Origin of the sequence: Microbacterium immunditiarum, from assembly GCF_013409785.1 — a bacterium.
In the GTDB taxonomy this organism is placed as follows: domain Bacteria; phylum Actinomycetota; class Actinomycetes; order Actinomycetales; family Microbacteriaceae; genus Microbacterium; species Microbacterium immunditiarum.
The window spans coordinates 498,330-523,939 of the sequence record NZ_JACCBV010000001.1 but is presented as its reverse complement, the minus strand read 5'-3'; the positions used below and the strand labels follow the sequence as shown (position 1 = coordinate 523,939).

Sequence of the window (25,610 nt, the reverse complement as noted above, 5' to 3'; positions counted from 1 at the left end):
GGACGAAGGCGTCCTGCCGGACCGCAGTACCCGGAACTAGAGGATCATCATGCTCGCGGAGATCATCTCGGGCCTGTCCATCGGATCGGTCTACGTACTGCTCGCGCTCGGATTCACGCTGACGCTCGGCGTGGGTGACATGGTCAACCTCGCCCACGGCGCAACCGTCGTCGCGGGAATGTACGTCGTGTACACGCTCGTTGCGGCGCTCGGCCTCAACGCATACGTCGGCGTCGTCCTCGCAGGGGTCGTGTGCGCGCTGCTGTCGGCGGTCGTGTACGTCGTCGCGATCGTGCCGTCGCGCAGCGCGGGCGGCGGGCACAACCTCCAGGTCGTGTACACGCTGGTGCTCTCGAGTCTGCTCGTGATCATCTTCCAGCTGGTGTGGGGCGGTCAGCTCGTTGGGCTGCCCTTCCGGCAGACGGAGCCATGGCGCATCCTCGGAGTGCCCGTGGACCCGGCCCGCGGGATCGCGTTCTTCGTGGCGGTCGCCCTGAGCGCCGTGTTCATGGTGTGGCTGCGCTACTCCCTCAGCGGGCGGCTCATGCGGATGACGGGCCGGTACACCGAAGGCGCTTACGCGATCGGGGTTCCCGTGCAGTGGGTCTTCGTCGCGGTCTTCTGCCTCGGGGGCGCGATGGCGGGCGTCGCGGGCGGCCTGCTCATGACGATCCAGCCGGTCTCACCGACGCTCGGGTTCGGTTTCCTCATCGTTGCCCTCATCGTCTCGATCGCGGCTCGCCTGTCGATGTTCGGGGTCGTTCTCGTGGGCTTCTTCTACGGCATCGCGCAGGCGGTGCTCAACAGCCTCATCGACCCGAGCCTCACGAGCGTCGTCATCTTCGTCGCCTTCCTCGCGATCCTCTCGATCGAGCGGGTCGTCTCCACGACGTCGAACAGGGCCCGTCGCGCATGAACGTCTTGCACCGAACCAGCACGAAGTGGCTGATCCTCATCGTCCTCGCGGGGGCAGCCTTCGCACTGTGGCCGCTCGTGGGTCGCTCCGTCGCGCCGACTCTCGTGAACGGACTGGTCGTCCTCTTCTTCGCATACGCCTGGAACATCGTCGGCGGCATTCTCGGAGAGCTCGCACTGTCGAGCATGCTGTTCTGGGGCATCGGCTCCTATGCGATGGTGCTCTCGCTCAACGCGGGCACCGGGATGGTGCTGCCGATCCTCGGCGCTGCCGTCGTCTGCGCCGTGCTCGGCGCCGTCATCGTGAGAGCCGCCGCGGCACTCGGGCTGACCGGCCTGTATCTCGCCGTGTTCACCCTCATCATCTACGAGATCGCCGCGGCTTCCGTGACCGCGATCCAGCTCATCGGCCGCAACGAGGGCATCATCATCTACGAGCTCACGTCGGTGGACCTCGCCGCGTATCTGCTCCTCGGACTCGTCTTCGTCGCCATTGCGGTCAACCTCGGCATCCTCTCTTCTCCGATGGGCCGGCGCTGGCTGAGCATCAAGGATGACGCGACCGCTGCGCAGGCTGTGGGCGTACGGGTCGGTCGAGAGCGGATGATCGCCTACGCGATCAGCGGCGGGCTGACTGCGATCGGCGGGGGAGTGCAGGCGTACTACCTCGGGTACGCCCAGCCCGAGACCGCGTTGGGGATCGACCTGCTCATCTCGGGGATCCTGGCCGTCTTCGTCGGCGGCGCCGGCACCGTGGCCGGCCCGTTCATCGGCACGGTCGTCGTGTTCGGTCTCGAGGCGGTCGCGATCAACCTCTCGACCGACATCCAGACCAGCCTGTACGCGCAGATCCTGCAGTACGTCGTCGCCTTCGCGATCATCTGGATGCTCTCGGCCCGGAAGGGGGCGCGCCGAGGCGTCGTCGGGTTGATCAAGCGGTTGTTCCGGCGATTGGCCGGGAGATCGGCGGATCCGACCGCGGCGGTGGAGGAGATCCACGTCACAAGCGCCGAGATCGCCGAGCTGGCAAAGCCTCCGGCCCCGCCGTCTGACGTTGCGCCGGCCGTCGAGGTCGTGGGGGTCAGCAAGCGGTTCGGCGGCCTCGAAGTGCTCAAAGACGTCACGATCGCGGTGCGGCCCGGCGAGATCGTGGGCCTCATGGGCCCCAACGGCGCGGGCAAGACCACGGTCTGCAACGTGATCACGGGGGTCATCCAGCCCGACACCGGCAGTGTGCGCGTGCTCGGCGACGACATCACGACTGTTCCGACACCGATCCGCTACACCCGTGGAGTGGCCCGTTCGTTCCAGGCAGCGCGGCTGTTCACGTCGCTCACGGCGCTCGACAACGTGCTGGTGGGTGGGGCAAGTCGTCCGCGGGCGCGCGAAGTGCTCGAAGAGTACGGACTCGCGCACGTGCGGACGACGGCGGGAGCCCAGACCTTCGTACGCAGGCTCATCGAGATCTGCAGGCTCGTCGCCGCCGACAAGCCGGTCCTTCTCCTCGACGAGCCGCTCGCTGGTTTGACCGCGGACCAGCAGGCGCTCGTGCTTCAGAGCGTCGAACGGCTCGCGGCATCCGGATGCGCGGTCCTGCTCATCGAGCACCTCATCCAGTCGATCGCGCCCGTCTGCCACCGCCTGATCGTCATGGCGGACGGCGCCGTGATCGCGGAGGGTCCGCCGGCCGAGGTGCTCGCCCAAGAACAGGTCGTGGACGCATACCTCGGAGCACCGCTTGAGGGGGCATCGTGAGCTTGCTGGAAGTCGAAGACGTCTGCGCCGGATACGGCGATCTCCAGGTGCTTTGGGACGTGAGCGTCGCGCTGCCCACCGGCGGCATCGTCGTCGTCGCCGGCCCCAACGGGGCGGGCAAATCGACCCTGCTCCGCACGATCGCGGGGACGATCCGTCCGACGGCCGGCGCGATCCGGCTCGACGGGACAGACGTCACCAGGTGGCGCCATTCGCGACGTTTGAACTCCGGCATCGGGTGGGTCCCCGAGGGGCGGCTGCTCTTCGACGAGATCACGGTCGAGGAGAACCTCCGCATGTCGGCGCGCATGGCGGGCTTGAAGGGGACGGCGCTCGCCGAAAGCCTCGACGCGACGGCGGAGGTCTTCCCCGAGTTGCTCGAGTGGCTTCCGAGGCCGGCCGGGCAGCTCAGCGGCGGTCAGCAGCAGATCGTGGCGATCGCCCGCGCCCTCGTGCGCCGGCCACGGCTCATGCTGCTCGACGAGCCCAGCGTCGGCATCGCCCCGCGGATCGTCGGGATGATCGCCGACAAGTTGCAGCAGATGAGCTCGCTCGGGGTCGGCATCCTCGTGGCGGAGCAGAACGTCGCCTGGCTTGCGGATATCGCCACCGAATCGATCGTCCTGCGGGGAGGACGAGTCACCTATCGCGCGGACGGCGCGGTCCTCGCATCGCGGGACTTCATGCGGGACGTCTATCTCAGCGTCGGTCCCGCCGAGCCGGATCTGGAGGGTGCATGAGCGGAGCGGATGACGCGCTCGACGTCGATGTCGTCGTGATCGGTGGCGGGATGGCCGGCCTGACGGTAGCGGCATCCGTCGCGCAGCGGCAGCGATCGGTCATCGTCCTCGAAGCAGCCGACGATGTCGGCGGCTCGGCTCGGCTCTCGGAGGGCTACGTGTGGACAGCGCCTTCCCTCGACGTGTTCGGGGAAGAGGATCCCGGCGGAGACACAGAGCTGTTCACCCGGATGCTGGATGCCCTGGAGCCGTCCTTCGCGTGGGTCGAAGAGCTCTCGGTGCCGCTCGGTCCGCGCCTGACGAAAGTGCTCGGATACGGGGAGGGGCGGCAGATCGACGTCGGTGCATACATCGCGCGATGCGTCTCCATCGTGGAGTCGGCGGGCGGCTACGTGCTGCGCGGCACCGCGCCATCCTCGCTCACGACCCAGGACGGTCGTGTCACAGGCGTGGTCGTGCCCGACGGGGAAGGCGGGGAGCAGACGCTCGGCGCCCGCGCGGTGGTGGTGGCGACGGGGGGATTCCAGTCGACCGAGGAAGCGCGTGCGGAGTGGATGGGTGAAAGCGCCCGCGACCTCCTGCTCCGCTCGAATCAGCGAAGCGTCGGCGACGGCATCCGGCTCGGTCTCGATGTCGGCGCCGATCTGGCAGGGCCTGCGGACGGGTTCTACGGGCATCTCGTCGCGTACCCGGTCGACCGGTTCGAGCCGCGCGACTTCGCGGCGCTCTCGCAGTACTACTCCGAGCACGGCGTTCTCGTGGACAGTCGAGGTCTGCGCTTCACGGATGAATCCCTCGGCGACCACGTCAACACGATCGCGGTCGCCGCGACCGGCCGTGCAGTGCTCATCATCGACGAGCGCATCCGCCGCACCGAGGTCGTCCGGGCGTTCATCCCGGGGATGGATGCCGTCGACAAGCTCGAGCTCGCCGACGAACGAGGTGCCCGCACGGCGTCGGCGCAGGAGATGGACGAGCTCGCTTCATCGCTCGACGAGTGGGGTTACGACGGCACGCGAGCCGTGGCGACTGTCCGCGAGTTCAACGCCGCGCTGCTGGCGGGGAGTGCGCTGGACCCCTCACGCACGCGGCTTCGGTCGCCGCTGATCGAACCGCCGTTCGCCGCGATCGAAGTGCAGCCCGCCATCACGTTCACATATCGCGGGCTCGCGGCGGATGCCGATGGGCGCGTGCTCTCCGGCGGAGAGCCGATCCCCGGTCTGTACGTCGCCGGCGCCGACCTCGGTGGCCTGAACGCGCGCGGATACACGGGGGGCCTCGTGCGAGGTCTCGCCTTGGGCAGGGTCACGGCCGCAGCGCTCGCGGCCGATCTGGGATGGAGCTGAGGAGGACATATGGACCACGCTGAGACCGTCGACATCGCTGTGATCGGCGCTGGCGGGGCGGGACTTACCGCGGCGATCGGGGCACGGCGTGCCGGTCGCACGACTGCTGTCTTCGAGGCGTCGTCGTTCGTCGGCGGCACATTCGCCTACTCCACCGGCCTGATCTGGGCGCCCGCGACGAGCCGTGCCCTCGCGCAGGGCTTTCCCGACACACCGGAGGAGGGTGCGGCGCACATCGACCACCTGTCGGCGGGACGCAATGACCCAGCCCTGACGCGTGCGTTCGCCGAGCGAGTAGGACCCGCACTCGACTACTTGGCGGATGAGTGCGGCGTGCCGTATGAAGTCGTGCGCACGTACCCCGACTACTACGCAGAGGCGCCGTCCGGGCGCACGGAGGGGCGCTACCTGGCGTCGCCCGTCTTCGACACCAAGACTCTGCCGGGCGAGTGGGCGGACCGTCTGGTGCGATCGCCGATCTACGACCGCATGCCGACGTCGTGGCCTGAGGTCCAGTCGTGGGGCGGGTTCGGCACCATCGCTCGCTGGGATCACGACCTGCTCGCCCGCCGGCGCGCCGAGGGATGGGTCGGATTCGGGACGGCCACCGTCGGCTGGCTCCTGAGCTCGGCCCTCAGCACCGGTGTGGACATCCGGCTCGACAGCCCGCTCACCGGACTTCGGCGCCACGGTGATGAGTGGGAGCTGACGATCGGTCGCGGGGCGGATGCCGCGCCCGTTCTCGCTCGAAGCGTCGTGCTGGCCACGGGCGCGTACGACTGGAATCCGCGGATGCAGTCGTGGTTCGACCCCTATCCGCCGGCCGCTCCTGCGGGCATGCCGAACGTCGACGGCGAGGCGATCCTGCTCGCACTGGAAGCCGGTGCATCGTTCAGCTCGCTTTCCGGGCAGATCCTCGTTCCCGCCCTCAGCATCCCCGGCGAGACGTTCAACGGTCAGCCGCTGCGGCGACTGTTCGTGCGCGAGCCGGCATTCCCGGGCAGTCTCGTCGTGAACGCGGAGGGCGGACGCTTCGCGGACGAATCCTTCTACCGCGATCTCGTCTCGGGTATCAACCACCTCGATGCGAAGACGCAGCAGTACGTGAACCACCGCGCGTGGTTCGTCTTCGACCAGGCATGGAAGGACAAGTACTGGCTCGGCTCTGTGGCTCCCGGTGTCGTGCCGGATTGGCTCGTCTCGGCGGACTCGGCTGCCGAGCTGGCGCAGACGCTCGGGGTCGATGAGGGCGGCTTCGTCCAGACCCTGACGCAGTACAACGAGCATGCCCGCACGGGGGAGGATCCTGACTTCGCGCGAGGGTCCACCGCGTACGCGCGCAACAACGGAGATCGAGACGTCGAGCCCAACCCGTGCCTGCGGCCCCTCGAAGGGCGGCTCTACGCGATCCCGCTCGAGCTGACCACGGTCGGCGGCCGAGGCGGTCTGCGGTTCGATGAGAACGCTCGCGTGCTCGATTGGCGCGACCGCCCGCTCGCGGGGCTCTACGCCGCCGGAAACGCCGGGGCCGCGCTCATCGAGGGCTATTGGTACAACAGCGGCATTGCCAACGCTCGCGCGTTCACCTTCGGACTCGCGGCGGCGCGGCACGCGGCATCCGTCCTCGAACGCGAGCGAACCCGTGACTCAGTCGACGCCTGAGGCGATCGCGGCGCTGCGCGACACCCTCGTGCTCGAGCGGGTGCTGGAGCTCGCCGACGAGCGCGAGGAAGACGTGTTCACCGGCCCGAGCGCGCCCATGCCGACGGGACTGGTCTATGGAGGCCAGCTCGTCGCGCAGGCGGTGACCGCGGCGCAGCGGACGATCGGAACGGGTCGGGTCGTGCACTCCGTGCACGCCAGCTTCCTGCGTCCGGCGCGATCGGACGCCGACGTCGCCTATCGGGTCGCCCGGCTGACGGAAGGCAGATCGTATGCGGTGCGACGGGTCGACGCGCATCAGGACGGCCTCGTGTTCACGGCGACCGTGTCCTTCCAGCATCCGGAGCAGTCGGCCGTCCACGCGCAGCGTCTCACCGCGGCCGTGCCGCGACCGCACACCCTGCCGAACATCGCTGAACGGTTCGCCGGGCGAGGCGATCCGACCAGCCGCATCTGGCAAACCGAGCGGGGATTCGACCTGCGCCTCATCGATGAGATCCCGGCCGGCGGTGACGCGTCGGACGGTCCCAGTCGAGGACTGTGGTTCAGATCGCGATTACCGCTCGGGGAGGACGAAGCCCGACACCGCGCCGCGATCGCGTACGCGAGCGACTTCGGACTTCTGCACGTGACTCTGGCGCCCCATGGCCGGCGCGCGACGGATCTCGGGTTGCGGATGGTGAGCCTCGATCATGCGCTTTGGCTGTATGAGCCGGCACGCGCGGACGAGTGGCTGCTCTTCGTACAGTCGCCCGTCTCCGCTCGGTCCGCCCGGGGTCTCGCGGTCGGCCGGATCTATCGGGAGGACGGGGTCCTCGTCGCTCTTTGCGTGCAGGAGGGCGTGATCCGGCATCCGTCCGATGGAGACAATTGACGCATTGCATTCCAACCGGTATGTTGATTCCAACCGGTCGGTATGTCCGATCGTGAAGGTTTGAAAGGCCTGCAATGGTGCGAGCGATCGACGTTCACGTCCACCCTCCGACGACGGAGTACCTGGAGGGCAGCGGAGGAAGCTACTTCAGCAACGCGTTCGGGATCATGGACAAGGCCGAGCCGTTCTCCGATCTCGTGAGCAAGTTCACGGATGCGGGTGTGGAACGAGCCGTCCTGCTCGCGTGGGACGCCGAGACGATGACGCGGCAGCCGGCGACGAGCAACGAATTCATCGCGAGCGTCGTCGAGCAGCATCCGGACTTCTTCATCGGGTTCGGGTCGATCGACCCGTGGAAGGGGCGCGAGGCGATCCGCGAGGTGCGCCGATTCAAGAGCCGGTACGGATTCACCGGCGTCAAGCTGCACCCGCCGGCGCAGTCCTTCTCTCCCGCCGATCCCCGGTTCTTCCCCCTTTGGGACGCGATCCAATCCGAGGGGCTGGTCGTCCTCATGCACGCGGGCCACACCGGGTTCGGCGCCGGTCTGCCGGGGGCCGGCGGCGTCCGTCTCCGTCACGCGCGGCCGTTCCCCGACATCGAGGAGTTCGCGACGAGCTTCCCACGGATTCCGCTGATCTGCGCCCACCCGGGCTGGCCGTGGCACGACGATCTGCTCGCCCTCGCGATGCACAACGCGAACGTGTACATCGACCTCTCCGGGTGGTCGCCGAAGTATCTGCCGCCGAGCGTCGTGCAGCACGCCAAGTCGCTCCTGCAGGACAAGGTGCTCTTCGGCACCGACTATCCCGTCATCTCGCCCGAGCGTTGGATCAGCGACCTGCAGGCGTACGGATTCAAAGAGGACGTGGTCGACAAGATCCTCTATCGCAACGCGGCGCGCCTGCTGGGCGTGTCCTGAAACCGCGGAGAGAGCCAGAACTCGATTGAAGGAGGAAGACATGTCCGAGGATCAGCGCGTCATCTGGATGATGATGCCGGGCGGAGACGCGTCGATGATCGCGAAGTCGCTCAAATACCAGCCCGATGTCATCATCCCGTGCGTGGAGGACGGCGTGCAATATACGCCCGAGGCCAAAGCCGCGGCACGGCAGGTGCTCATCGACGAGCTCGGGGGAACGCGGTTCACCGACGCGGATGTGCTCGTCTACCCGCGCATCAATCACCCCTCGGGCCCCTATTGGCGCGACGACATCGAGACCGTGCTGCGCACCGAGGCATCGGGTGTCGTGATCCCGAAGACCGAGAGCGCCGAAGACGTGCGGGCCGTGGCAGAGCAGCTCGAGGCGATGGAGCTCGCGTCGGGCCGATCGGCGGCGCCTCTGCGCATCATCGCCATGATCGAGACCCCCAAGGGCGTTCTGCGAGCCGAGGACATCGCAGCGGCCCACCCGCGGGTCCGTGGTGTGCTGTTCGGCCGGGAGGACTTCAGCGCGGCGGTCGGGCTCATGCGCCGCCACGAGGACAGCCTCCGTGAGGGGTCCCCTGAGCTGCTCTACGCCCGCGGAGCGGTCGTCGCGGCAGCTCAGGCCGTCGGAGTCGAGGCGATCGACGGTGCCGCGTTCACGCTGACCGACATGGACTACATCATGAAGGACGCGAGCCTCACGGCCCGCCTGGGCTTCACCGGCAAGCTCGCGGCCCACCCCGCGCACGTGAAGGGCATTCGCTGGGGCTTCACGCCCACGGACGAGGACCTCCAGCTCGCGCGCCAGATGGTCGCCGTCGAGAGCCACGCCGAGGAGAGCGGCGACGCTGCCGTCGCGGGTGTCGCGGGGTTGGAGGTCACACCGCCGGTCGTCGCCCAGGCCAAGCTGCTGCTTCGCCGCGCGGAGTGGGCCGAACAGAACGCGAAGCGCGGAATCGTGAGCGTCGCGCAATGAGTGCCGGCACGAGAGCAGCGGCAGGCTTCCAGGGCACGGAGGCCGTGGTCACGGGCGCAGGCTCGGGTATCGCGCGCGAGGTGGCTCGGCAGCTTGCTGCCGCGGGAGCGAACGTCACGATCTGGGATCGCGACGCGGATGCCGCACGCGAGGCCCACGCCGAGCTGCTCGACTCGTGGCCGGGGGGTGAGCATCGGCGGGACATGGTCGACATCGCTGATGCGGAGAGCGTGGCCGGCGCGACCGAGCGACTGCGCGCCGATGTGCCCACGACGGACGTGCTCATCAACTGCGCGGCGATCGCCGCGCCCGGACCCATCACGGGACCGTTCTTGGACATGCCCGAGAGTCAGTGGCGGCCGCTGATCGAGGTGAACTTCGTCGGCCACGTCCGCGTCCTGCAGGCCCTCCTGCCCGGGATGGTGGACCTTGAGGGCGGGGCGAGCGTCGTGAACGTGATCTCGGACTCCTACTTCGGTCAGGACAGGAATCTCGCGATGTACGGCGCGGGGAAGGCCGCGCTGTGGTCGCTGACCAAGACACTCGCCCGCGAGGTCGGACCGCGGTCGGTTCGCGTGAACGGGGTGTCGCCCTCGGCGACTCATACACCGAGCACCTCCGAGTGGATGGGCAAGTACGAGGATCGCATCGTGAAGATGTACCCCCTCGGCCGCCTCGGGACGCCGACGGATCAGGCCAACGCCATCGTGTTCCTCGCGTCGGACGACGCGGCATGGATCACCGGGCAGATCCTGTCGGTAAATGGAGGGTTCATCTGATGGAAGATGTCGTCACCCTCGAAGTGGAGGGTGCTGTCGCGCGCATCGGGCTCAACCGGCCGAGCAAGCGCAACGCGTACAACCGGGCGGTGCTGGCGCGGCTCGACGAGGTGCTCGCCTCACTCGCCGACGACGAGGGCGTCGGGGTCGTGGTGCTGTTCGGGCAAGGAGGCACGTTCTGCTCGGGCGGTGATCTCGTCGAGGTACGCGGCCTCGCCCACGGGGGGCAGGACGATCTCCAGGACGGCTGGTTCGACCCCCTTTACGGGCTCACGCGGCGCCTGACGTCCCTCCCCGTGCCGACAGTCGCGGCGGTGCGGGGTCTCGCGCTCGCGGGCGGGCTGGAGCTGGCGATGTGCTGCGACTTCATCGTCACGTCGGACGACGCGCGCCTCGGTGACCAGCACATCAACGCGGGTCTCATCCCGGGTGGGGGCGCGACCCAGCTCCTCGCCGAACGAGTGGGCCGGCAGAGGGCGATGGAGCTAATCCTCACGGGCCGCCGTGTGCGCGGTCAGGAGGCCGCGGCGATCGGACTCGCCCTGTGGTCGGCGGCCGAAGACGAATTCGATGCGAGACTCGAAGACTTCCTTTCGACGCTCACGGCCAAGCGACCCGCCGCCGTCGAGGCGGTGAAGCTGTTGATGTCACGGACGTTCGATCTCGAAGACGTGCGCGCCGAGATGGCCGTCGCCGTGCGCGACATGACCTCTCCGCCGACGCTCGAGCTCCTGGACTCGTTCGGAAATGGCTGAGTCCGGCCTGCTCGAGCGGATCCGCGCCCTGCCTCTTGCGCCTGAAACGCGACAGGGCGCGGCGCTGCGCGAGTACGGTCGCGACGAGGGCTTCGCGCGGCGCGGGCGGCGTTCGGCGCCCGACGCCGTGGTCGTCCCGCGCACGGTCGAGGAGGTCCAGGCCGTCGTACGGCTCGCCGCAGAGCTCGGCACGCCGATCGTGCCCTGGGGTACGGGCAGCTCACTCGAAGGCCAGGGTCTTGCCCTGCACGGCGGCATCACGCTCGACATGCGCGAGATGAACCGCCTGCGGCGGCTCTTGATCGATGACTTCCAGGTCGAGGTGGACGCGGGGATCACGCATCCGGAATTGAATCGGATGCTGCGTCCGCACGGCGTCTTCTTCCCACCGAATCCCGGGGCCCCGGCGACGATCGGCGGCATGATCGGGAACAATTCGAGCGGCAGCCGTGCTGTCAAGTACGGCGTCACGCGCGACCATGTCGTCGCACTGGAGGTCGTACTCGCCGACGGCTCGCTGGTCCGACTCGGCACTCGGGCGAGCAAGACCTCCTCGGGTTACGACCTCGTCGATCTCTTCGTGGGTTCAGAGGGGACGCTGGGAATCGTCACGGGCGCGGTGCTGCGCGTGTCGCCCACTCCCACGGTCGAGCGAGGGCTGGTTGCTCGTTTCGACACGGTGGACGCCGCCGCCGAAGTCGTGCGGGCGGTGCTCGGCATCGGAGTGCGTCCCGCATCGCTCGAGCTCCTGGAGAACAGCGTCGCGCCCGTGCTCGCGGAATCGTCGCCATTGCAGCCGCGCCCGGTCGCCACCCTGTTGGTTGCGTGCGACGGCGGCGAAGAAGCCGCCGTCGACTCGGAGATAGGCGCCGTGACCGAGGTCGTCGCAGAGTTCGGGGGAGAGATCGAGGCCACGACCCGCGATCAGTTCCGTTCGATCATGTCCGCGCGCGAGCAGCTCGGTCCCGCCGTGGTCAGGGCGACGGGCATGCCGACGCTCAAGCTGGTCGACATCGCGGTGCCGCTCTCCGCATTCCCCGACGCGGTTGCCTTCACGCGTGGGGTTCTGGATGCCGCAGGCCTCACGGGCCATGTCTTCGGCCATGCCGGGGACGGGAACCTGCACGTGCTCATCGCCACCGACTCGCGCGACGACGCTCATTGGGCACGGGCGAGCGAGGCCGCGGATGAGATCGTCCTCGGAGCCCTCGCCCTCGAAGGCACGATCACGGGCGAGCACGGCATCGGCGCGGGGAAGCGCCATCTGCTGCGCGCCGAGCACGGCGGCGCGGTCGATGTCATGATGGCGATCAAGCGCAGCCTCGACCCGAAGGGCATCATGAACCCGGGGAAGATTCTTCCGGACGACGCGAGCGTCGGGGTGGGGTCATGACTTCGGCGACTCGCGCAGGCGTCGTCGTGACCGGTGCGAGCCGGGGAATCGGGCTCGCTGTGGCACGGCGCCTCGTGGAGGACGGCTATACCGTAGCCGGGACGGGCCGTGATGCGACGCGTCTGGAGCAGCGGGCGGGGGAGCTGGGCAGCGGATTCATTCCTGTCGCCGGAGACATCGCCGACGGCATCGAGGGCGCGCTCGATGCGATCGTCGCGCGCGGCGTCCCCCTTGTCGGTCTCGTCAACAACGTCGGGGTCTCACAACTCGGGCCCTCTGCCGAGCTCCCGCGCGATGAGTTCGCGCGCGTGATGGACATCAACGTGACCTCGGTGTTCACCGCCTCCGTTCAAGCTCACAACCACTTCGACGCGGGCGGCAGCATCGTCAACATCACGTCGATCGAGGCGTTCGTCGCACACGCGAAGATGGCCGCCTACGTCGCTAGCAAGTTCGCCGTCCGTGGTCTGACTCAGGCGCTCGCGCTGGAGTGGGCGCGCGACAACATTCGAGTGAACTCGGTCGCCCCGGGAGTCATCGACACGGACATGACTGCGCACCTGGTGCCGGGCAGCCGCGGACACGACCTGCTCATGGGCCGCACGCCGATGCGACGAACAGGCGATCCCACCGAGATCGCGGGCGCCGTCGCCTTCCTCCTCGGACCGGACTCCTCTTTCATGACCGGTTCGCACCTAAACGTCGACGGTGGATACACGGCATGAGTGCCATGACCGCCCCACGAGTCATCCCCGCGCGCGATGCCAACGCCTATCCCGACATCGTTGAGGCGCTCGTCCAGCACGCGAGTCGTGATCCCCACCGGATTGCGGTCGCCGATGACGCCGGTGCGACGGTCACGTACGGCGAACTCGAACGTGCGACTCGGAACGCGGCTGACTGGTTCCGCAATGAGGGGGTGTCGCGGGGAGACCGAGTGGTTATCGCCCTGACGAACTGCCTCGAGTACGTGACGGCCTATCTCGGTCTGAGCGCACTGGGCGCGACCGCCGTCGCGATGAGCGCGCGCGAAAGCGGCAGGGATGTTCAGCGTGCGGCGGCCGTCACGGACGCCCGGATGGTCGTCGTGCCGGGCCTCGCGAGGGGCGAGCGACTGCGGGACGGGCTGCGTGCCGCAGGACTCGCGGGGTTCCGTCCCGTCGCCGTAGGGCCGGCCGAGTCGGATTTCATCGAGTGGCCCGGGTCGGCGCAGCTCGCCGCCACGCAGCCCGCCGTCCGGCCCGTGCGTCGAGAGCGAGACGACCTCGACTTCATCGTGTTCTCATCCGGCACGACGGGGACACCGAAAGGCATCGCGCACACCGTGGGGGGCACCTCGTTCTCGCTGTGGAACTGGGTTCGCACTCTCGGGCTCCATGCATCCGACGGCGTGTTCGCGCCTGCGACGTTCGGACACGTCGGGGGCCTGCAGTGGGGATTGCGCACAGCGATCGCAGCGGGTGCCCTGCTGGCTCCGCAGGATCGCTGGGACCCGCTGGCCGCTGTCGAGATCATCCAGCGCAATGCGTGCACATACGCTCTCGTGACGCCCACCTACATCGCCGACCTCGCGGCGCTGCCCCCCGAGGCGCGGGCCCGTACGTCGGGGTTTCGCTTGTGGACCGTCGGCGGATCACGGATGTCCGCCGACTTCGTCCGCCGCGCGGAGGCGGCCCTCGGTGGGAAGGTGCTCCGTGGCTTCGGCATGAGCGAGACGTTCATGCTCACCATCACACGGCCGGACGACCCGATGGAGGCCCGCCTCAGCCATGACGGTCGTGCTCTGCCGGGTTGCGAGCTTGAGATCCGCGATGAGCGCGGCGTGGTCGTCACGGCCGGCACGCCAGGCGAGCTCTTCGTTCGCTCCCCGTCTCTCGTCGACGGGTACTTCACCGATCCGGCAGAGACGGCGGCCGCGTTCGATCGAGGTTGGTTCCGCACGGGCGACATCGCGACACTCACGGCGGAGGGGTACCTCACCATCACCGACCGCAGGAAGGAGATCGTGATCCGCGGTGGCGAGAACATCTCTCCGCAAGAGCTCGAGCAGGTGCTCTCGGGGTTCACGCACCTTCCGTCATTCGCTGTGACCGGCGTGCCCGATGAGCGGCTCGGCGAGCGCGTGGTCTTCGTGCATGAGGGCGACGCGCCCGTCACGCTCGAGCGCCTGCGCGAGCTTCTCGCGTCGACTTCACTCGCGAAGTACAAGTGGCCCGAGGTGTCACTGCACGTCGACGAGCTCCCGCGCACGGCGCTGGGCAAGATCCAGCGCGGGGAACTGCGGCGGCTTGCGGCGCGAATCGTCGGGGACCGGGACTGATCTCGCGCGAAGTCAGGGCATCGCGGCTCGTCCTGCTGTCGTCCCGGACGTGCGGCTGCGACGTGCCGGTCCGCGACCGGGGCGCCCGCCCAAGACCCGCCGCGCGAGATCGATCGCCCGGCGGGGAAGGGAGCGGGGGTCCGGATGCCGCAACCCCGCGTCCACGGTGACGGTGTCGTCCTTCGTGCGGAGAAGGAAGGTGGTCCGCACGGCGTCGCCCCCGAGTCGGGCCGAGTCGCGCTCGGGCACGCGCGCGTACCGGACCGGACCGACACCTCGCAGGAGCGCTCGCGTCGTGAACCCGCGCGGAGACACGAGACGCACCTCGACGGCCGCCGCGGATCGCGGGTCGCGAACGAGCGCCGTCACGACGTACCGGCGGCGGCGCATCCGCACCCTCACGCGCCGCAGGGCGCCGTCGTCGACCGGCGCCCGTCGCGCGCGGCGGTCGGCGGCGTCGCGTTCGATCTCCGCCCACAGCTGCGCGACCCCGGCGTCGTCGAACTTCCGCGCGGTGTCGCGCGCGTGGCGCCGCATCGCGGCGAGCGCGCCCTCTTCCTGAGTGCACACCCGGGCGAGCGCGGATGCCGCCGCCTCGTGGTCGCCCTCGGGGATGAGGCATCCGTTGCGGCCGTCGTCGATGACGTCGGCGGGACCATAGGGGATGTCGTACGCGACGGGCACGCACCCGACCGCCATCGCCTCCACCAGCGCGAGCGACTCGCCCTCGGACCTGCTCGTGAGCAGCGTCCATGCGCCGCGGCGCACGAAGTCGGGCGTGTCCTCGCGGTAACCCGTGAAGCGCACGGCGTCGCCGAGACCGAGCCGCGCCGCCTCGGCCTCGAGCACGGCGCGGCGGGGACCGTCGCCGACGATGTCGGCCGTGATCGGGATGCCGCGCTCGCGCACGGCGGCGATGATCCGCAGCGCGTGGTCGAGCCGTTTCGCGCTGCTCAGCCGCGAGACGATCACGCCGTGCAGGCGGTCGGAGGGGAGACGCGGCACGTCGGAAGGCACCGTGACCCCGTTTGGAGCCACGACGAGGTTGCCGGGGTCGCCGAGCAGCTCGATCGCCGCTCTGCGCTGCGTCTCGGTGAGGAACGCCACGGCGTCCCACCGAGGGAGGTTCTCGAACACAGGGCGCCGCGCCGCCGTGAGCCGGCCCTGGCGGTCGGTGTGCGCACCGTGCACGAGGTGGATGAGCGTGACGTTCGTGCGCTGGTAGTGCTGCATCGACCGGGCGGCGGTCTTGCTGTCGACCACCACCACGGCCGGGGCATCCGCGATCAGCTCGTCGAGCCACGCGAACCGGAAGGCACGCGCCGACCGCCACTGGCCGGTCGCCCGGCCGGAGCGGTCGAACGACGTGATGAGCCGCCCACCCCCTCGCCGGTGCTCCTCGACGACGGCCGTCGTCCCGTCGGGGCGCCGGTGCTCGGCTCGGACGACCTCGCCATCGTCCATCCACCGGAGCACCGCCCCCGATTCTCCGCCGATCTCTTCGTCGGGTGGTCTCCGCACCGCTGCAGGCCGCACCGTTCCCGCCACGGGCTCGCGGTCGACCTCGCGGAAGTGCTCGTGGATGTTGAGGATCCGGATGCCGTCGCACAGCGCGCCGCGCGCGCGCAGCCGCTCGCGCACGGCGGGGTAGTCGGGCCGCTCGTCGAACGTGACGACGTCGACGTCGACGCCCGCCGCGCGGTGGAACGCGCGCGATCGGTGGAGGAGTGCGGCCGTCATGCCGCCGTACTCGTCGGGGATGCCCCACGTCACCGCGAGGTGCCGCGCCGGCGGCAGCGTCGCGTTCCGGGCGCTGTCGTGCTCGGTGAGGGAGGTCACATCCTGCACGGTAGGCCTTCCGGCTGACGGCCTCATGGGGGTTGACGCCGCCGGACCCGTTGTGTCACGCGATGGAGCGCGCATGCCGGTGATACCGCGTCTCGCGTATGATGAACCTCAGTCCCAACCGGAGGAGCTTTCATGGTCGATGCAGCCTCGTACTCACCGCCTGTCGATGACTACACGTTCCTCTTCGGCGAGGCGTTCGGACTCGACGTCGTCGCGCGAGCCACCGGCGGTGAGCTGACGGCCGAGGACGCGGCCGAGGTGATCGCGGGCGCCGGCGACTTCGCGGCATCCGTCCTCGCGCCCCTCCAGACGGTCGGCGATCGCATCGGCGCGCGCCTCGAAGACGGCCAGGTGCGACTGCCCGAGGGTTTCGCCGAGGCCTACCGCGCGTTCGTCGAAGCCGGCTGGGTCACCGCCGAGGCGCCCGTGTCGGCGGGCGGCGACGGACTGCCTGGGGCGATCCGCGCGGGGCTCGGCGAGATCTGGAACGGCTCGAACGCCGCGTTCGCGCTGTGCTGGCTGCTGACCGCCGGACAGATCCACGCGCTCGACGCCGCGGCATCCGACGAGATCCGCGAGACGTACCTCACGAAGCTCGTCTCGGGCGAGTGGACCGGCACGATGAACCTCACCGAGCCGGATGCCGGCACCGACCTCGGCGCGATCCGCACGACGGCGACGCAGCGCGAGGACGGCGGCTGGGGCATCCGCGGTCAGAAGATCTTCATCACGTGGGGCGACCACGACGTCGCCGAGAACATCGTGCACCTCGTGCTCGCGCGCACGCCCGGCGCGCCCGAGGGCGCGAGGGGCCTGTCGCTGTTCGTCGCGCCGAAGTTCCTCGTGAACTCGGACGGCAGCCTCGGGAAGCGCAACGCCATCACGACCGTCTCGATCGAGCACAAGCTCGGGATCCACGGCAGCCCCACGTGCGTGCTCTCGTACGAGGACGCCACCGGCTACCTCGTGGGCGAGGTCGGCGGGGGACTCGCGGGCATGTTCGTCATGATGAACTCCGCCCGTGCGGGCATGGGGTTCCAGGCGACGGGCATCGCCGATCGCGCGTACCAGCAGGCCGCGGCCTATGCCTCGGAGCGGGTGCAGGGCGCGGTGCTCGGTCGTGACGGCCGCGCGCCGATCGCGGAGCACCCCGACGTGCGCCGGCTGCTGCTGTCGATGTCGAGCAAGATCTTCGCGATGCGCGCCCTCGGCGTCTACGCCGCCGATCTGCTGGACCGCGCCGAGAGCGACCCGTCCGAGCTGAAGCTCGCCGAGTTCTTCGTGCCGATCCTCAAGGGCTGGACGACCGAGGACGCCGTCCAGCTCACGAGCGACGCCATCCAGGTCTACGGAGGCATGGGCTACATCGAAGAGACCGGTGCCGCGCAGCATTACCGCGACATCCGCATCACGCCGATCTACGAGGGCACGACCGCGATCCAGTCGAACGACCTCGTCGGCCGCAAGGTGCTGCGCGACGGGGGCGCGACCGCCGAGGAGCTCTTCACGCGCATCGAAGGGACGATCGCGCAGCTGCGCGGGGTCGAGGGGCCGGATGCCGCGCGCAACGCGGACCGTCTGGAGCGCGCGCTCGCGGCGGCCCGTCGCGCCACCGCCGACCTGCTCGGGTTCGCGGACTCGCCCCGCGACGCCTTCGCTGTGAGCGTGCCGTACCTGCTGCTGCTGGGCACGCTCGCGGGCAGCTGGATGCACGCGCTCACGGTCGCCGCGGTGCTCGCGCATGAGAACCGCGGCCCCGCCGACGCGGAGCGGCTGACCTCGGCCGAGTTCTACGGCACGCATCACCTGCCGCGCGTGCACGCGCTGGCCGAGACCGTGGCCGCGGGCGAGATCGCCTGACGCGGCCCGCTGCAGGCGGCCCGTGTTCCGCCCGCGATCAGGTGGGGGCCGCGCGGCAACACTCACCGTCTCTTTGTTGAGAACGATTATCAGTAGCGTTAGTGTTGGTGCATGCGCACCGATCGACGTCTCCTCGCGGTGGCCGGAGTGGCCGCTGCATCCGTTCTCGTGCTCGCCGGGTGCGCGAGCAGCGGAGCGGGTACATCCGACGGCCGGATCACCGTGGTCGCGTCGACCGACGTGTACGGCCAGATCGTCGAAGAGATCGGCGGCGACCTCGTCGACGTGACCTCGATCGTGTCGTCGGCGAGCGGCGACCCGCACTCGTTCGAGCCGAGCGCCCGTGACCAGCTCGCGGTCTCGCACGCGCAGCTCGTCATCGAGAACGGCGGCGGGTACGACTCGTTCGTCGACTCGCTCGTCGAGGCGAGCAGCAGCGACGCGAAGGTGCTCACGGCGGTCGAGTTCTCGTCGGCGTGGGAGGGCGGGGCAGCGCGCGACGACTCCGACGAGCACGCAGACGAGGGCGACCACGGCCACGACCACGAGCACATCGAGGGCTTCAACGAGCACGTCTGGTACGACGTGCGGGCCATGGCCGACCTCGCGATCGGCATCGCGTCCGAGCTCGAGGTGCTCGACCCCGACAACGGGGAGGTGTTCCAGGCGAACGCCGAGTCGTTCACGGGGGAGATCGAGCGCATCGAAGCGCAGCTCGCCGACATCGAGGCCGCCGACGGCGGTGCGGGCCTGTTCGTGACCGAGCCCGTTCCGCTCTATCTCGTCGAGGCCGCAGGCCTGGTCGACCTCACGCCCGACGCCTTCAGCGAGGCCGTCGAAGAGGGGCAGGACGTGCCGCCCGCGACGCTCCTCGAGGCGCTCGACCTCATCGGCGGCGGCGACGTGCGCGTGGTGATCGCCAACACGCAGACGGGCGGAGCCGAGACGACCCGCGTCGTGCAGGAGGCCGACGCGCGGGGAGTTCCCGTCGTGGAGTTCTCAGAGACCCTCCCCGAGGGCCAGGCTTACCTTTCGTGGATGCAGGCGAACGCGACGGCGCTGGCGGAGGCACTGGCCGCATGACCCAGTCCGCAGCGGACACGCGGAACGACACGGATGCCTCGCCCCTGACCATCCGCGAAGCCGCGTTGCGCCGCGGCGATCGCGAGCTGTGGAGCGGCCTCGACCTGGACGTACGGCCCGGCGAGCTCATCGCTGTGCTCGGCCCGAGCGGCTCGGGCAAGACGACGCTGCTGCGGGCGATCCTCGGGCTTGAGCCCCTGAGCGCCGGCACCATCACGGCCCTCGGAGAGCCGGTACGGCGACGCGGCAACCGGCGCATCGGGTACGTGCCGCAGCAGCGCCCGCTCCCGCCGGACACGTCGCTGCGCGGCCGCGACCTCGTCGCGCTCGGCATCGACGGGCACCGGTTCGGTCTCCCGTGGCCGCGTCGCGGCGACCGGGCGCGGATCGACCGGCTCGTGCACGAGGTCGGGGCGGATGCCTTCGCGAACCGTCCCGCCGGCACGCTGTCGGGCGGCGAGCAGCAGCGCCTGCGCATCGGGCAGGCGCTCGCCGACGACCCGCGGCTCCTCCTGTGCGACGAGCCGCTCACGAGCCTCGATCTCGCGAACCAGCAGGCGGTGGTCGGCCTCATCGACCGGCATCGGCGGAGCGGGGCATCCGTGCTGCTCGTCACCCACGACATCAACCCGCTGCTCGGCAAGGTCGACCGCATCCTCTACCTCGCGAACGGCCGCTTCATGCTCGGCAAGCCGCAGGAGGTGCTGCGATCCGACGTGCTCACCGACCTCTACGGCGCGCACGTCTTCGTGCTGCGCGCGGGAGATCGGCTGGTCGTCGTCGGCGCGCCCGATGCCGAGGAGTCGCACCACCATCACGCCGACGGCGAGGCGACCGCATGAACTGGAACGACGTGTGGGACGCGATGTTCGGCGGCCTGCCCTACTACGGCGAGATCCTCGCGCTCGTGTCGAACTCGGTGTGGGCGGGCGCGGTGCTCGGGCTCGTCGGCGGGCTCGTCGGAGTGTTCGTCATGCAGCGCGACATGGCGTTCGCGGTGCACGGCATCAGCGAGCTGTCGTTCGCCGGGGCCGCCGCGGCGCTCCTCATCGGGGCGGACGTCGTGGGCGGGTCGATCGTCGGCTCACTCATCGCAGCGGGAATCATCGGATGGCTCGGCGCCCGTGCCCGCGACCGCAACTCGATCATCGGCGTGCTCATGCCCTTCGGGCTGGGCCTGGGCATCCTGTTCCTCTCGCTCTACAGCGGCCGCAGCGCGAACCGCTTCAGCCTGCTGACCGGTCAGATCGTGTCGGTGCAGTCCGAACAGCTCGGGTGGCTCATCGTGATCGGCGCGGTCGTGCTGCTCGGCATCCTCCTCATCTGGCGTCCGCTGCGCTTCGACTCGCTCGACCCGCAGGCAGCGGCCGCGCGCGGAGTGCCGACGACCGCGGTGTCGCTCGCCTTCATGCTGCTGCTCGGACTCATCGTCGCCGTCGCGGTGCACATCATCGGCGCGCTGCTCGTGATGGCGCTGCTCGTGACGCCCGCGGCCGCCGCGATGCGCATCACCGCGGGGCCGCTCGCGGTGCCGGTGCTGTCGGCTCTGTTCGGGCTCGTGTCGGCGGTCGGCGGCATCCTCCTCGCGATCATGGGCACGCTCCCCGTGAGTCCCTACATCACGACGATCTCGTTCGTCATCTACCTCGTGTGCCGCGCGATCGGCGCGCGTCAGGGGCGGGTGACGAGAGAGCACGCGCACGCATGACGGATGCCGCGGCACCCGCCGATCGAACGGGTCGACGTCCAGGCTCGCGCTCAGGCCCCGCCGGTAGACTCCCGGGCATGTCCGATCGGTCCGGAGTGCAGCGCGCCACCGCGGCGCCGGCATCCGCGAACCCGGTTCCGCAGCGCACGACGTGGCAGCGTGAGCGCGTGCGCGAGGCGCTCACCGACGCACGAGGCTTCGTGAGCGCGCAGACCCTGCACGCGACGCTGCGCGAGGAGAACACCGGCATCGGACTCGCGACGGTCTACCGCGCGCTCGCCGGGCTCGCCGCGCTCGGCGAGGCCGATTCGCTGCAGAGCCCGGAGGGCGAGAACCTCTACCGCGCGTGCGAGTCGCCCGGGCATCACCACCACCTGATCTGCCGCTCGTGCGGACTGACCGTCGAGATCGAGGCGAACGACGTCGAGCAATGGGCACGGCGCACCGCAGAGCAGCACGGCTTCACCGACGCCCAGCACGTCGTCGACATCTTCGGGCTGTGCGGGCCGTGTGCACAGGCCCGGACAGGCGAGCGTGACGCGGACTGATCCTCCTCGAGGCGTTGAGCGAGCAGCACAGCGACGCGACGCTTCGTCTCGCCCCGCTCGCTCAGCGACCGGTGCGGGCTCCGCTCGTTCGGCGACTGGTGGCGGGGGCACGCGCACCCTCATCTGGCTCGGAGTCGGCGCTGCGTTCATCGCGCTCCTGTTCGCGATCGACGCTCTCGCGCCGATGCTGTACGACGCCTCGCTCCCCACCCGCGCGCAGGACGGACTCACGCTCGCTCTCAGCGTGCTCATCGAATCGCTGCCGTTCGTCGTGCTCGGCGTCGTGCTGTCGATCGTCGTTCAGGTGTGGGTGCCGCCCGGGGTCATCGAGCGCTGGATGCCCCGCCGCGCCTGGGCGCGTCGCATGGTGCTGTCGCTCCTCGGCATGCTCGTGCCCGTGTGCGAGTGCGGCAACGTGCCGTTCGCGCGCGGACTGCTCATGCGGGGGTTCAGCGTCCCCGAGACGCTGACGTTCCTCATCGCGGCGCCGATCGTGAACCCGATCGTCATCATCACGACCCACCAGGCGTTCGGCTTCGACGACGGCATCCTCGTCGCGCGGCTGCTGGGCGGCTACGCGATCGCGAACCTCATCGGGTGGCTGTACAGCCGGCATCCGTCGCCCGACGCCCTGCTGACCGAGCGGTTCCGCGAGACGTGCGACCTCGTCGTGCACGAGCCCGGGGGCCGCTGGCGCCGCACCCTCGCCCAGCTCGTGATCGAGCTGCGCGCCGTCATGCCGGCGCTCATCATCGGCTCGGCCCTCGCGGGCGCGGTGCAGGTGCTCGTGCCGCGCGACGCGCTGCTGGCGATCGGCTCCAACCCGGCGCTGTCGATCGTCGCGATGATCGCGCTCGCGATGGTCGTGTCGATCTGCTCGAACGTCGACTCGTTCTTCGCCCTGTCGTTCGCGTCGACGTTCACGCCAGGGTCGATCGTCGCCTTCCTGCTCGTCGGGCCGCTCGTCGACGTCAAGATGCTCGCCCTCATGCGAACGACCTTCACGTGGCGCACGCTCGGCGGGATCGTCGTGGTCGTCGTGCTCGCGGCCTTCGCCATCGGGACGGCGGTGAACCTCCTTGTCTAGGTCTCACGCCCTCGCGACGCGCTGGCTCGGCGTCGGGCTGGCATCCGTGCTCGCCGTCGTGACCCTCGGGCTGGGTCTCACCGGCCGCCTCGGCCTCTACATCAACCCCGAGTCCGCATGGTGGGCGATGGGGATGGCGGTCGTGATGCTCGCCGGGGCGATCGCGAGCTTCGCGCTCCCGCTCGGCGCCGAGGAGGAGGGGCACGGGCACGACCACGGGCACGGGCATGACGAGCTCGCTGCAGCGACCGAGACGAAGCGCGCCACTCACCCCGCGGCGCTCGTAGCGACGGTCGCCGGCGGGGTCGTGGCATCCGGCGTCGTGGTCACCGGCCTCGTGCTGCCGCCGGCCACGTTGTCGGCCGAGCTCGCGATGTCGCGCAATGTCGGGGCCGCACCTCTGTTCGCAGGGGCGGATGCCGTGACCCTCGCCGCATCCGGAGACACGACGACCTTCGGGGTCGGCGAATGGGCGACCGTGTTCGCGACGGCGACGAACCCGGAGACGTTCGACGGAGACGCGGTCGAGCTCACCGGCTTCGCGACGCCCTCCGAGGACGGAGACTTCACGCTCACTCGCCTGGTCATCACGCACTGCGTGATCGACGCGCAGCCCGCCGGGCTCCCCGTCGTCACCGACGCCGAGGTTCCCGCCACGGGGCAGTGGGTGAACGTGAGGGGCACGGTGCGCGCGGCCTCCGACGGACTTCTCGTCGTCGACGCCGCATCGATCGAGCCGATCGACGAGCCCGGAGACCCGTATGAGTACTGAGTCTCCGACCCGGCGCACCCGCTCGCGCAGCCGTCACGGGCGGTCATTCGCACTCACGTTCGCGGTCGTCGTCGGCATCCTCGCCGTGCTCGGCATCGGCGGCGCCGCGGCGAGCGTGCTGCAGGGACCCCGCGTCACCTCGGTGCAGGTCGATCCGGAGGCGGCGGTCGCCGCGTCCGGCTCTCGTCTCATCGTCACGACGACGCAGGCGCTGCAGGAGGTGGACCCGTCCCAGGTCACGGTGGAGCCCGCGACCCCGTTCGGGGTGGACACGTCCGGGCGCAGCGTCGGCGTGCGGTTCACACTGCCGCTGTGGGACGACACCGAGTACACGGTGACCTTCCGCGATGTGCGCGGCACCGCGACGGGACCGGCCGCGACGTTCGAGCACACCTTCCGCACACCGCCCGAGGAGGTCTTCCTGCTGCAGCGCGGCGAGGCGAGCGACACGATCTTCCGCACCGACCTCACGGGCGAGCAGGCTGAACCGGTCTTCACGCACGAGCACATCGAGGACTTCCGCGCGACCACCGAGCACCTCGTGATGTCGGTGCGCACGGAGGACGACGAGCCGCAGCTCATCGTCACGGATCCAGAGGGGCGGAACGAGCGTCCCCTCCCGCTGCCCGGCGACGGCTTCGTCTCGAACCTGCAGAGCGCCGACCGCGGCGACCTCATCGGCTACACGTTCTCCGCGGCCGACCTCGGCGCCGACGGCGGGCTTGAGAGCGCCCTGTTCACGGCATCGCTCAAGGACAGCGAAGCGGATGCTGCGCCGCAGTCCATCGAGGTCGAGGGCGCCGACCCCCGGGTGGCCGAGTTCCGCTTCGTGCCCGACACCGACAGCATCCTGCTGCTGTCGTTCGACGGCTCGCTCCTGCTCACGTCGCCCGACGGGCAGGCGACCTCTCTGGGCATCGCGAACGGGATCGACGGAATCGCGCGGGGCTCGTCGCACGCGATCGTCGACCGCGCCGAGGGCGTCACGGTGGTCGACCTCACGGACGGGACGGAGGAGCCGCTCGTCGTGCCCGATGCCCCGCTCGGTCCTGCGAGCTCCGTCCTGCCCCTCGCGACCGGCGGCACCGTGCGCTCGACGGCGGTCCTCACGCCCGAGGGGTTCCCGACCGGCGTCACCTCGGTGGACCGCGTCGCCGACGACGGCGCCACGAGCGCCCTCATGTCCGTGCCGTCGAGCGACGGCCTGCTGCAGATGTGCGTGTCGCCGAGCGAGCGCTACCTGGCGGTGCTCGTCTCGCCGGATGCCGTGGACAACCCGTACGACACCTACATGCTCCCGCTGCCCCAGCGCGTCGAGACGCACATCCTCGATCTCACCTCCGCCGACCCGGAGGGAGCTCCTGAGGAGGTCGTCGCGATGGCCGGCTCGTCCATCTCGTGGTGCCAGGTGCCGCCGCTATGACCCCGATTCCCGTCGGCGCCGACGCGGTTCGCCCCGCCGCGCGCGCTGACCTCCTGCCCCTTCCGCTCGAGGTCGCTCCGCGCCTCCTCGGCGCGGTGCTCGAGACGATCGTCGACGGCGAGCTCGTCGCCGTGCGGCTCACCGAGGTCGAGGCGTACCACGGGCAGGGGACCGGACCCGTGCCCGACCTCGGCTCGCACGCGCGCATGGGCCGCACCGCACGGAACGCCACGATGTGGGGCGAGCCCGGACACCTGTACGTGTACCTGAGTCACGGGATCCATTCGTGCGTGAACGTCGTGTGCGGTCCTGAAGGGGTCGCCGGCGGTGTGCTGCTGCGTGGCGGCGTGGTGATCGAAGGGGCGGATGCCGCGGCCCGCCGCCGCCCGGCCGCACGAACCCCCCGCGACTTCGCCCGCGGGCCGGGTCGTCTCGGCGATGCGGTGGGGCTGAGGCATCCGCTTCACGACGGCATCGACGCCGTCACCGGTGAACCGCTGGAGGGCGCCGTCGCGCGCCTGTCGCTGCGCGAGGAGCCGCTCGGGGAGTTCGAGCGGGGTCCGCGCGTGGGCGTCGCGGGCCATGCCGGCGGACCGGCGTTCCCGTGGCGGTTCTGGATCCCGGGCGATCCGACGGTGTCGGCGTTCCGGTGGGGGCGCGGGGCCGGGCCGGCCGCGGTCGGGGCGGCCGAGGCATCCGTGCTAGACTGACTCTTTGTCTGCGCGCACTCCAGCACGCAGTTCGTACTCACAATCCCCGCATCCGGTCCCTGAGCCTGTCGAAGGGTCGCACGGGTGTGAGTGCAGACAAGGGATCTTGGGTGGGGCCGTCCGGCTTCAC

Annotated in this window: 23 protein-coding genes; 22 read left to right on the top strand and 1 reads right to left on the bottom strand. The window is 69.9% G+C overall.

Annotated features, from left to right (window positions below):
* The first annotated feature begins 49 nt into the window (after positions 1–49).
* From BJ991_RS02395 to BJ991_RS02335, 13 genes are all read left to right on the top strand, one after another.
* Positions 50–916 carry a branched-chain amino acid ABC transporter permease gene (locus BJ991_RS02395; RefSeq protein WP_179487134.1) on the top strand — a complete coding sequence of 289 codons (867 nt, stop codon included), beginning with the start codon at positions 50–52 and terminating at the stop codon, positions 914–916.
* Between the two features lie 5 nt (positions 917–921).
* Positions 922–2,670: a branched-chain amino acid ABC transporter ATP-binding protein/permease gene (locus tag BJ991_RS02390; RefSeq protein ID WP_179487132.1), complete on the top strand. Its 1,749-nt coding sequence runs from the start codon at positions 922–924 to the stop codon at positions 2,668–2,670.
* Entirely contained in the window at positions 2,667–3,410 is a 744-nt protein-coding gene (locus BJ991_RS02385) for an ATP-binding cassette domain-containing protein (RefSeq protein ID WP_179487130.1), read from the top strand. The genes BJ991_RS02390 and BJ991_RS02385 overlap by 4 nt, the downstream gene beginning before the upstream one ends.
* Positions 3,407–4,756 (top strand): FAD-dependent oxidoreductase, encoded by a 1,350-nt coding sequence (locus tag BJ991_RS02380; protein ID WP_179487128.1) that lies wholly within the window; start codon positions 3,407–3,409, stop codon positions 4,754–4,756. The genes BJ991_RS02385 and BJ991_RS02380 overlap by 4 nt, the downstream gene beginning before the upstream one ends.
* A 9-nt stretch (positions 4,757–4,765) precedes the next feature.
* Positions 4,766–6,418, top strand: coding sequence for an FAD-dependent oxidoreductase (locus tag BJ991_RS02375; protein ID WP_179487126.1), 1,653 nt, complete (start codon positions 4,766–4,768; stop codon positions 6,416–6,418).
* Positions 6,399–7,292, top strand: coding sequence for an acyl-CoA thioesterase domain-containing protein (locus tag BJ991_RS02370; RefSeq protein WP_179487124.1), 894 nt, complete (start codon positions 6,399–6,401; stop codon positions 7,290–7,292). The genes BJ991_RS02375 and BJ991_RS02370 overlap by 20 nt, the downstream gene beginning before the upstream one ends.
* A 74-nt stretch (positions 7,293–7,366) precedes the next feature.
* Positions 7,367–8,212 (top strand): amidohydrolase family protein, encoded by an 846-nt coding sequence (locus BJ991_RS02365; protein WP_179487122.1) that lies wholly within the window; start codon positions 7,367–7,369, stop codon positions 8,210–8,212.
* Positions 8,213–8,252: 40 nt separating this feature from the next.
* Complete coding sequence (locus BJ991_RS02360; protein WP_179487120.1) at positions 8,253–9,194, top strand: HpcH/HpaI aldolase/citrate lyase family protein; 942 nt, start codon at positions 8,253–8,255, stop codon at positions 9,192–9,194.
* Positions 9,191–9,973, top strand: a complete 783-nt coding sequence (locus BJ991_RS02355; protein WP_179487118.1) for an SDR family NAD(P)-dependent oxidoreductase — start codon at positions 9,191–9,193, stop codon at positions 9,971–9,973. Before BJ991_RS02360 ends, BJ991_RS02355 begins: the two co-directional genes overlap by 4 nt.
* Entirely contained in the window at positions 9,973–10,728 is a 756-nt protein-coding gene (locus tag BJ991_RS02350) for an enoyl-CoA hydratase/isomerase family protein (protein WP_179487116.1), read from the top strand. Before BJ991_RS02355 ends, BJ991_RS02350 begins: the two co-directional genes overlap by 1 nt.
* Positions 10,721–12,121: an FAD-binding oxidoreductase gene (locus BJ991_RS02345; RefSeq protein ID WP_179487114.1), complete on the top strand. Its 1,401-nt coding sequence runs from the start codon at positions 10,721–10,723 to the stop codon at positions 12,119–12,121. The genes BJ991_RS02350 and BJ991_RS02345 overlap by 8 nt, the downstream gene beginning before the upstream one ends.
* Entirely contained in the window at positions 12,118–12,846 is a 729-nt protein-coding gene (locus BJ991_RS02340; RefSeq protein WP_179487112.1) for an SDR family NAD(P)-dependent oxidoreductase, read from the top strand. The genes BJ991_RS02345 and BJ991_RS02340 overlap by 4 nt, the downstream gene beginning before the upstream one ends.
* 5 nt (positions 12,847–12,851) lie before the next feature.
* Positions 12,852–14,441: a class I adenylate-forming enzyme family protein gene (locus tag BJ991_RS02335; protein WP_179487110.1), complete on the top strand. Its 1,590-nt coding sequence runs from the start codon at positions 12,852–12,854 to the stop codon at positions 14,439–14,441.
* A gap of 12 nt (positions 14,442–14,453) precedes the next feature.
* Here the strand turns inward: BJ991_RS02335 and BJ991_RS02330 are convergent, their stop codons facing one another.
* Positions 14,454–16,280, bottom strand: a complete 1,827-nt coding sequence (locus BJ991_RS02330) for a glycosyltransferase (RefSeq protein ID WP_179487108.1) — start codon at positions 16,278–16,280, stop codon at positions 14,454–14,456.
* 141 nt (positions 16,281–16,421) lie between these two features.
* Here BJ991_RS02330 and BJ991_RS02325 point away from each other — a divergent pair, with 141 nt between their 5' ends.
* From BJ991_RS02325 to BJ991_RS02285, 9 genes are all read left to right on the top strand, one after another.
* Positions 16,422–18,149 carry an acyl-CoA dehydrogenase family protein gene (locus BJ991_RS02325; RefSeq protein WP_179487106.1) on the top strand — a complete coding sequence of 576 codons (1,728 nt, stop codon included), beginning with the start codon at positions 16,422–16,424 and terminating at the stop codon, positions 18,147–18,149.
* Positions 18,150–18,260: 111 nt separating this feature from the next.
* The gene (locus tag BJ991_RS02320; protein ID WP_179487103.1) at positions 18,261–19,232 is read left to right on the top strand and encodes a metal ABC transporter solute-binding protein, Zn/Mn family; all 972 of its coding nucleotides are present in this window, start codon (positions 18,261–18,263) and stop codon (positions 19,230–19,232) included.
* The gene (locus tag BJ991_RS02315; RefSeq protein WP_179487101.1) at positions 19,229–20,074 is read left to right on the top strand and encodes a metal ABC transporter ATP-binding protein; all 846 of its coding nucleotides are present in this window, start codon (positions 19,229–19,231) and stop codon (positions 20,072–20,074) included. The genes BJ991_RS02320 and BJ991_RS02315 overlap by 4 nt, the downstream gene beginning before the upstream one ends.
* On the top strand, positions 20,071–20,940 hold the full coding sequence (locus BJ991_RS02310; protein WP_179487099.1) for a metal ABC transporter permease: 870 nt from the start codon (positions 20,071–20,073) through the stop codon (positions 20,938–20,940). The genes BJ991_RS02315 and BJ991_RS02310 overlap by 4 nt, the downstream gene beginning before the upstream one ends.
* Before the next feature lie 77 nt (positions 20,941–21,017).
* Positions 21,018–21,488: a Fur family transcriptional regulator gene (locus BJ991_RS02305; RefSeq protein WP_179487097.1), complete on the top strand. Its 471-nt coding sequence runs from the start codon at positions 21,018–21,020 to the stop codon at positions 21,486–21,488.
* Between the two features lie 184 nt (positions 21,489–21,672).
* The gene (locus tag BJ991_RS02300) at positions 21,673–22,575 is read left to right on the top strand and encodes a permease (protein ID WP_218852839.1); all 903 of its coding nucleotides are present in this window, start codon (positions 21,673–21,675) and stop codon (positions 22,573–22,575) included.
* On the top strand, positions 22,568–23,347 hold the full coding sequence (locus tag BJ991_RS02295) for a TIGR03943 family putative permease subunit (RefSeq protein ID WP_179487095.1): 780 nt from the start codon (positions 22,568–22,570) through the stop codon (positions 23,345–23,347). Before BJ991_RS02300 ends, BJ991_RS02295 begins: the two co-directional genes overlap by 8 nt.
* Positions 23,337–24,770: a hypothetical protein gene (locus tag BJ991_RS02290; RefSeq protein ID WP_179487093.1), complete on the top strand. Its 1,434-nt coding sequence runs from the start codon at positions 23,337–23,339 to the stop codon at positions 24,768–24,770. Before BJ991_RS02295 ends, BJ991_RS02290 begins: the two co-directional genes overlap by 11 nt.
* On the top strand, positions 24,767–25,480 hold the full coding sequence (locus tag BJ991_RS02285) for a DNA-3-methyladenine glycosylase (protein ID WP_179487091.1): 714 nt from the start codon (positions 24,767–24,769) through the stop codon (positions 25,478–25,480). Before BJ991_RS02290 ends, BJ991_RS02285 begins: the two co-directional genes overlap by 4 nt.
* Positions 25,481–25,610 lie beyond the last annotated feature (130 nt).

Coding starts and splice junctions, on each gene's coding strand:
- BJ991_RS02360 (WP_179487120.1), top strand. CDS start 8,253: ATGTCCGAGGATCAGCGCGTCATCTGGATGATGATGCCGGGCGGAGAC.
- BJ991_RS02285 (WP_179487091.1), top strand. CDS start 24,767: ATGACCCCGATTCCCGTCGGCGCCGACGCGGTTCGCCCCGCCGCGCGC.
- BJ991_RS02340 (WP_179487112.1), top strand. CDS start 12,118: ATGACTTCGGCGACTCGCGCAGGCGTCGTCGTGACCGGTGCGAGCCGG.
- BJ991_RS02290 (WP_179487093.1), top strand. CDS start 23,337: ATGAGTACTGAGTCTCCGACCCGGCGCACCCGCTCGCGCAGCCGTCAC.
- BJ991_RS02355 (WP_179487118.1), top strand. CDS start 9,191: ATGAGTGCCGGCACGAGAGCAGCGGCAGGCTTCCAGGGCACGGAGGCC.
- BJ991_RS02375 (WP_179487126.1), top strand. CDS start 4,766: ATGGACCACGCTGAGACCGTCGACATCGCTGTGATCGGCGCTGGCGGG.
- BJ991_RS02395 (WP_179487134.1), top strand. CDS start 50: ATGCTCGCGGAGATCATCTCGGGCCTGTCCATCGGATCGGTCTACGTA.
- BJ991_RS02350 (WP_179487116.1), top strand. CDS start 9,973: ATGGAAGATGTCGTCACCCTCGAAGTGGAGGGTGCTGTCGCGCGCATC.
- BJ991_RS02325 (WP_179487106.1), top strand. CDS start 16,422: ATGGTCGATGCAGCCTCGTACTCACCGCCTGTCGATGACTACACGTTC.
- BJ991_RS02365 (WP_179487122.1), top strand. CDS start 7,367: ATGGTGCGAGCGATCGACGTTCACGTCCACCCTCCGACGACGGAGTAC.
- BJ991_RS02320 (WP_179487103.1), top strand. CDS start 18,261: ATGCGCACCGATCGACGTCTCCTCGCGGTGGCCGGAGTGGCCGCTGCA.
- BJ991_RS02300 (WP_218852839.1), top strand. CDS start 21,673: ATGCTGTACGACGCCTCGCTCCCCACCCGCGCGCAGGACGGACTCACG.
- BJ991_RS02345 (WP_179487114.1), top strand. CDS start 10,721: ATGGCTGAGTCCGGCCTGCTCGAGCGGATCCGCGCCCTGCCTCTTGCG.
- BJ991_RS02380 (WP_179487128.1), top strand. CDS start 3,407: ATGAGCGGAGCGGATGACGCGCTCGACGTCGATGTCGTCGTGATCGGT.
- BJ991_RS02305 (WP_179487097.1), top strand. CDS start 21,018: ATGTCCGATCGGTCCGGAGTGCAGCGCGCCACCGCGGCGCCGGCATCC.
- BJ991_RS02315 (WP_179487101.1), top strand. CDS start 19,229: ATGACCCAGTCCGCAGCGGACACGCGGAACGACACGGATGCCTCGCCC.
- BJ991_RS02310 (WP_179487099.1), top strand. CDS start 20,071: ATGAACTGGAACGACGTGTGGGACGCGATGTTCGGCGGCCTGCCCTAC.
- BJ991_RS02335 (WP_179487110.1), top strand. CDS start 12,852: ATGACCGCCCCACGAGTCATCCCCGCGCGCGATGCCAACGCCTATCCC.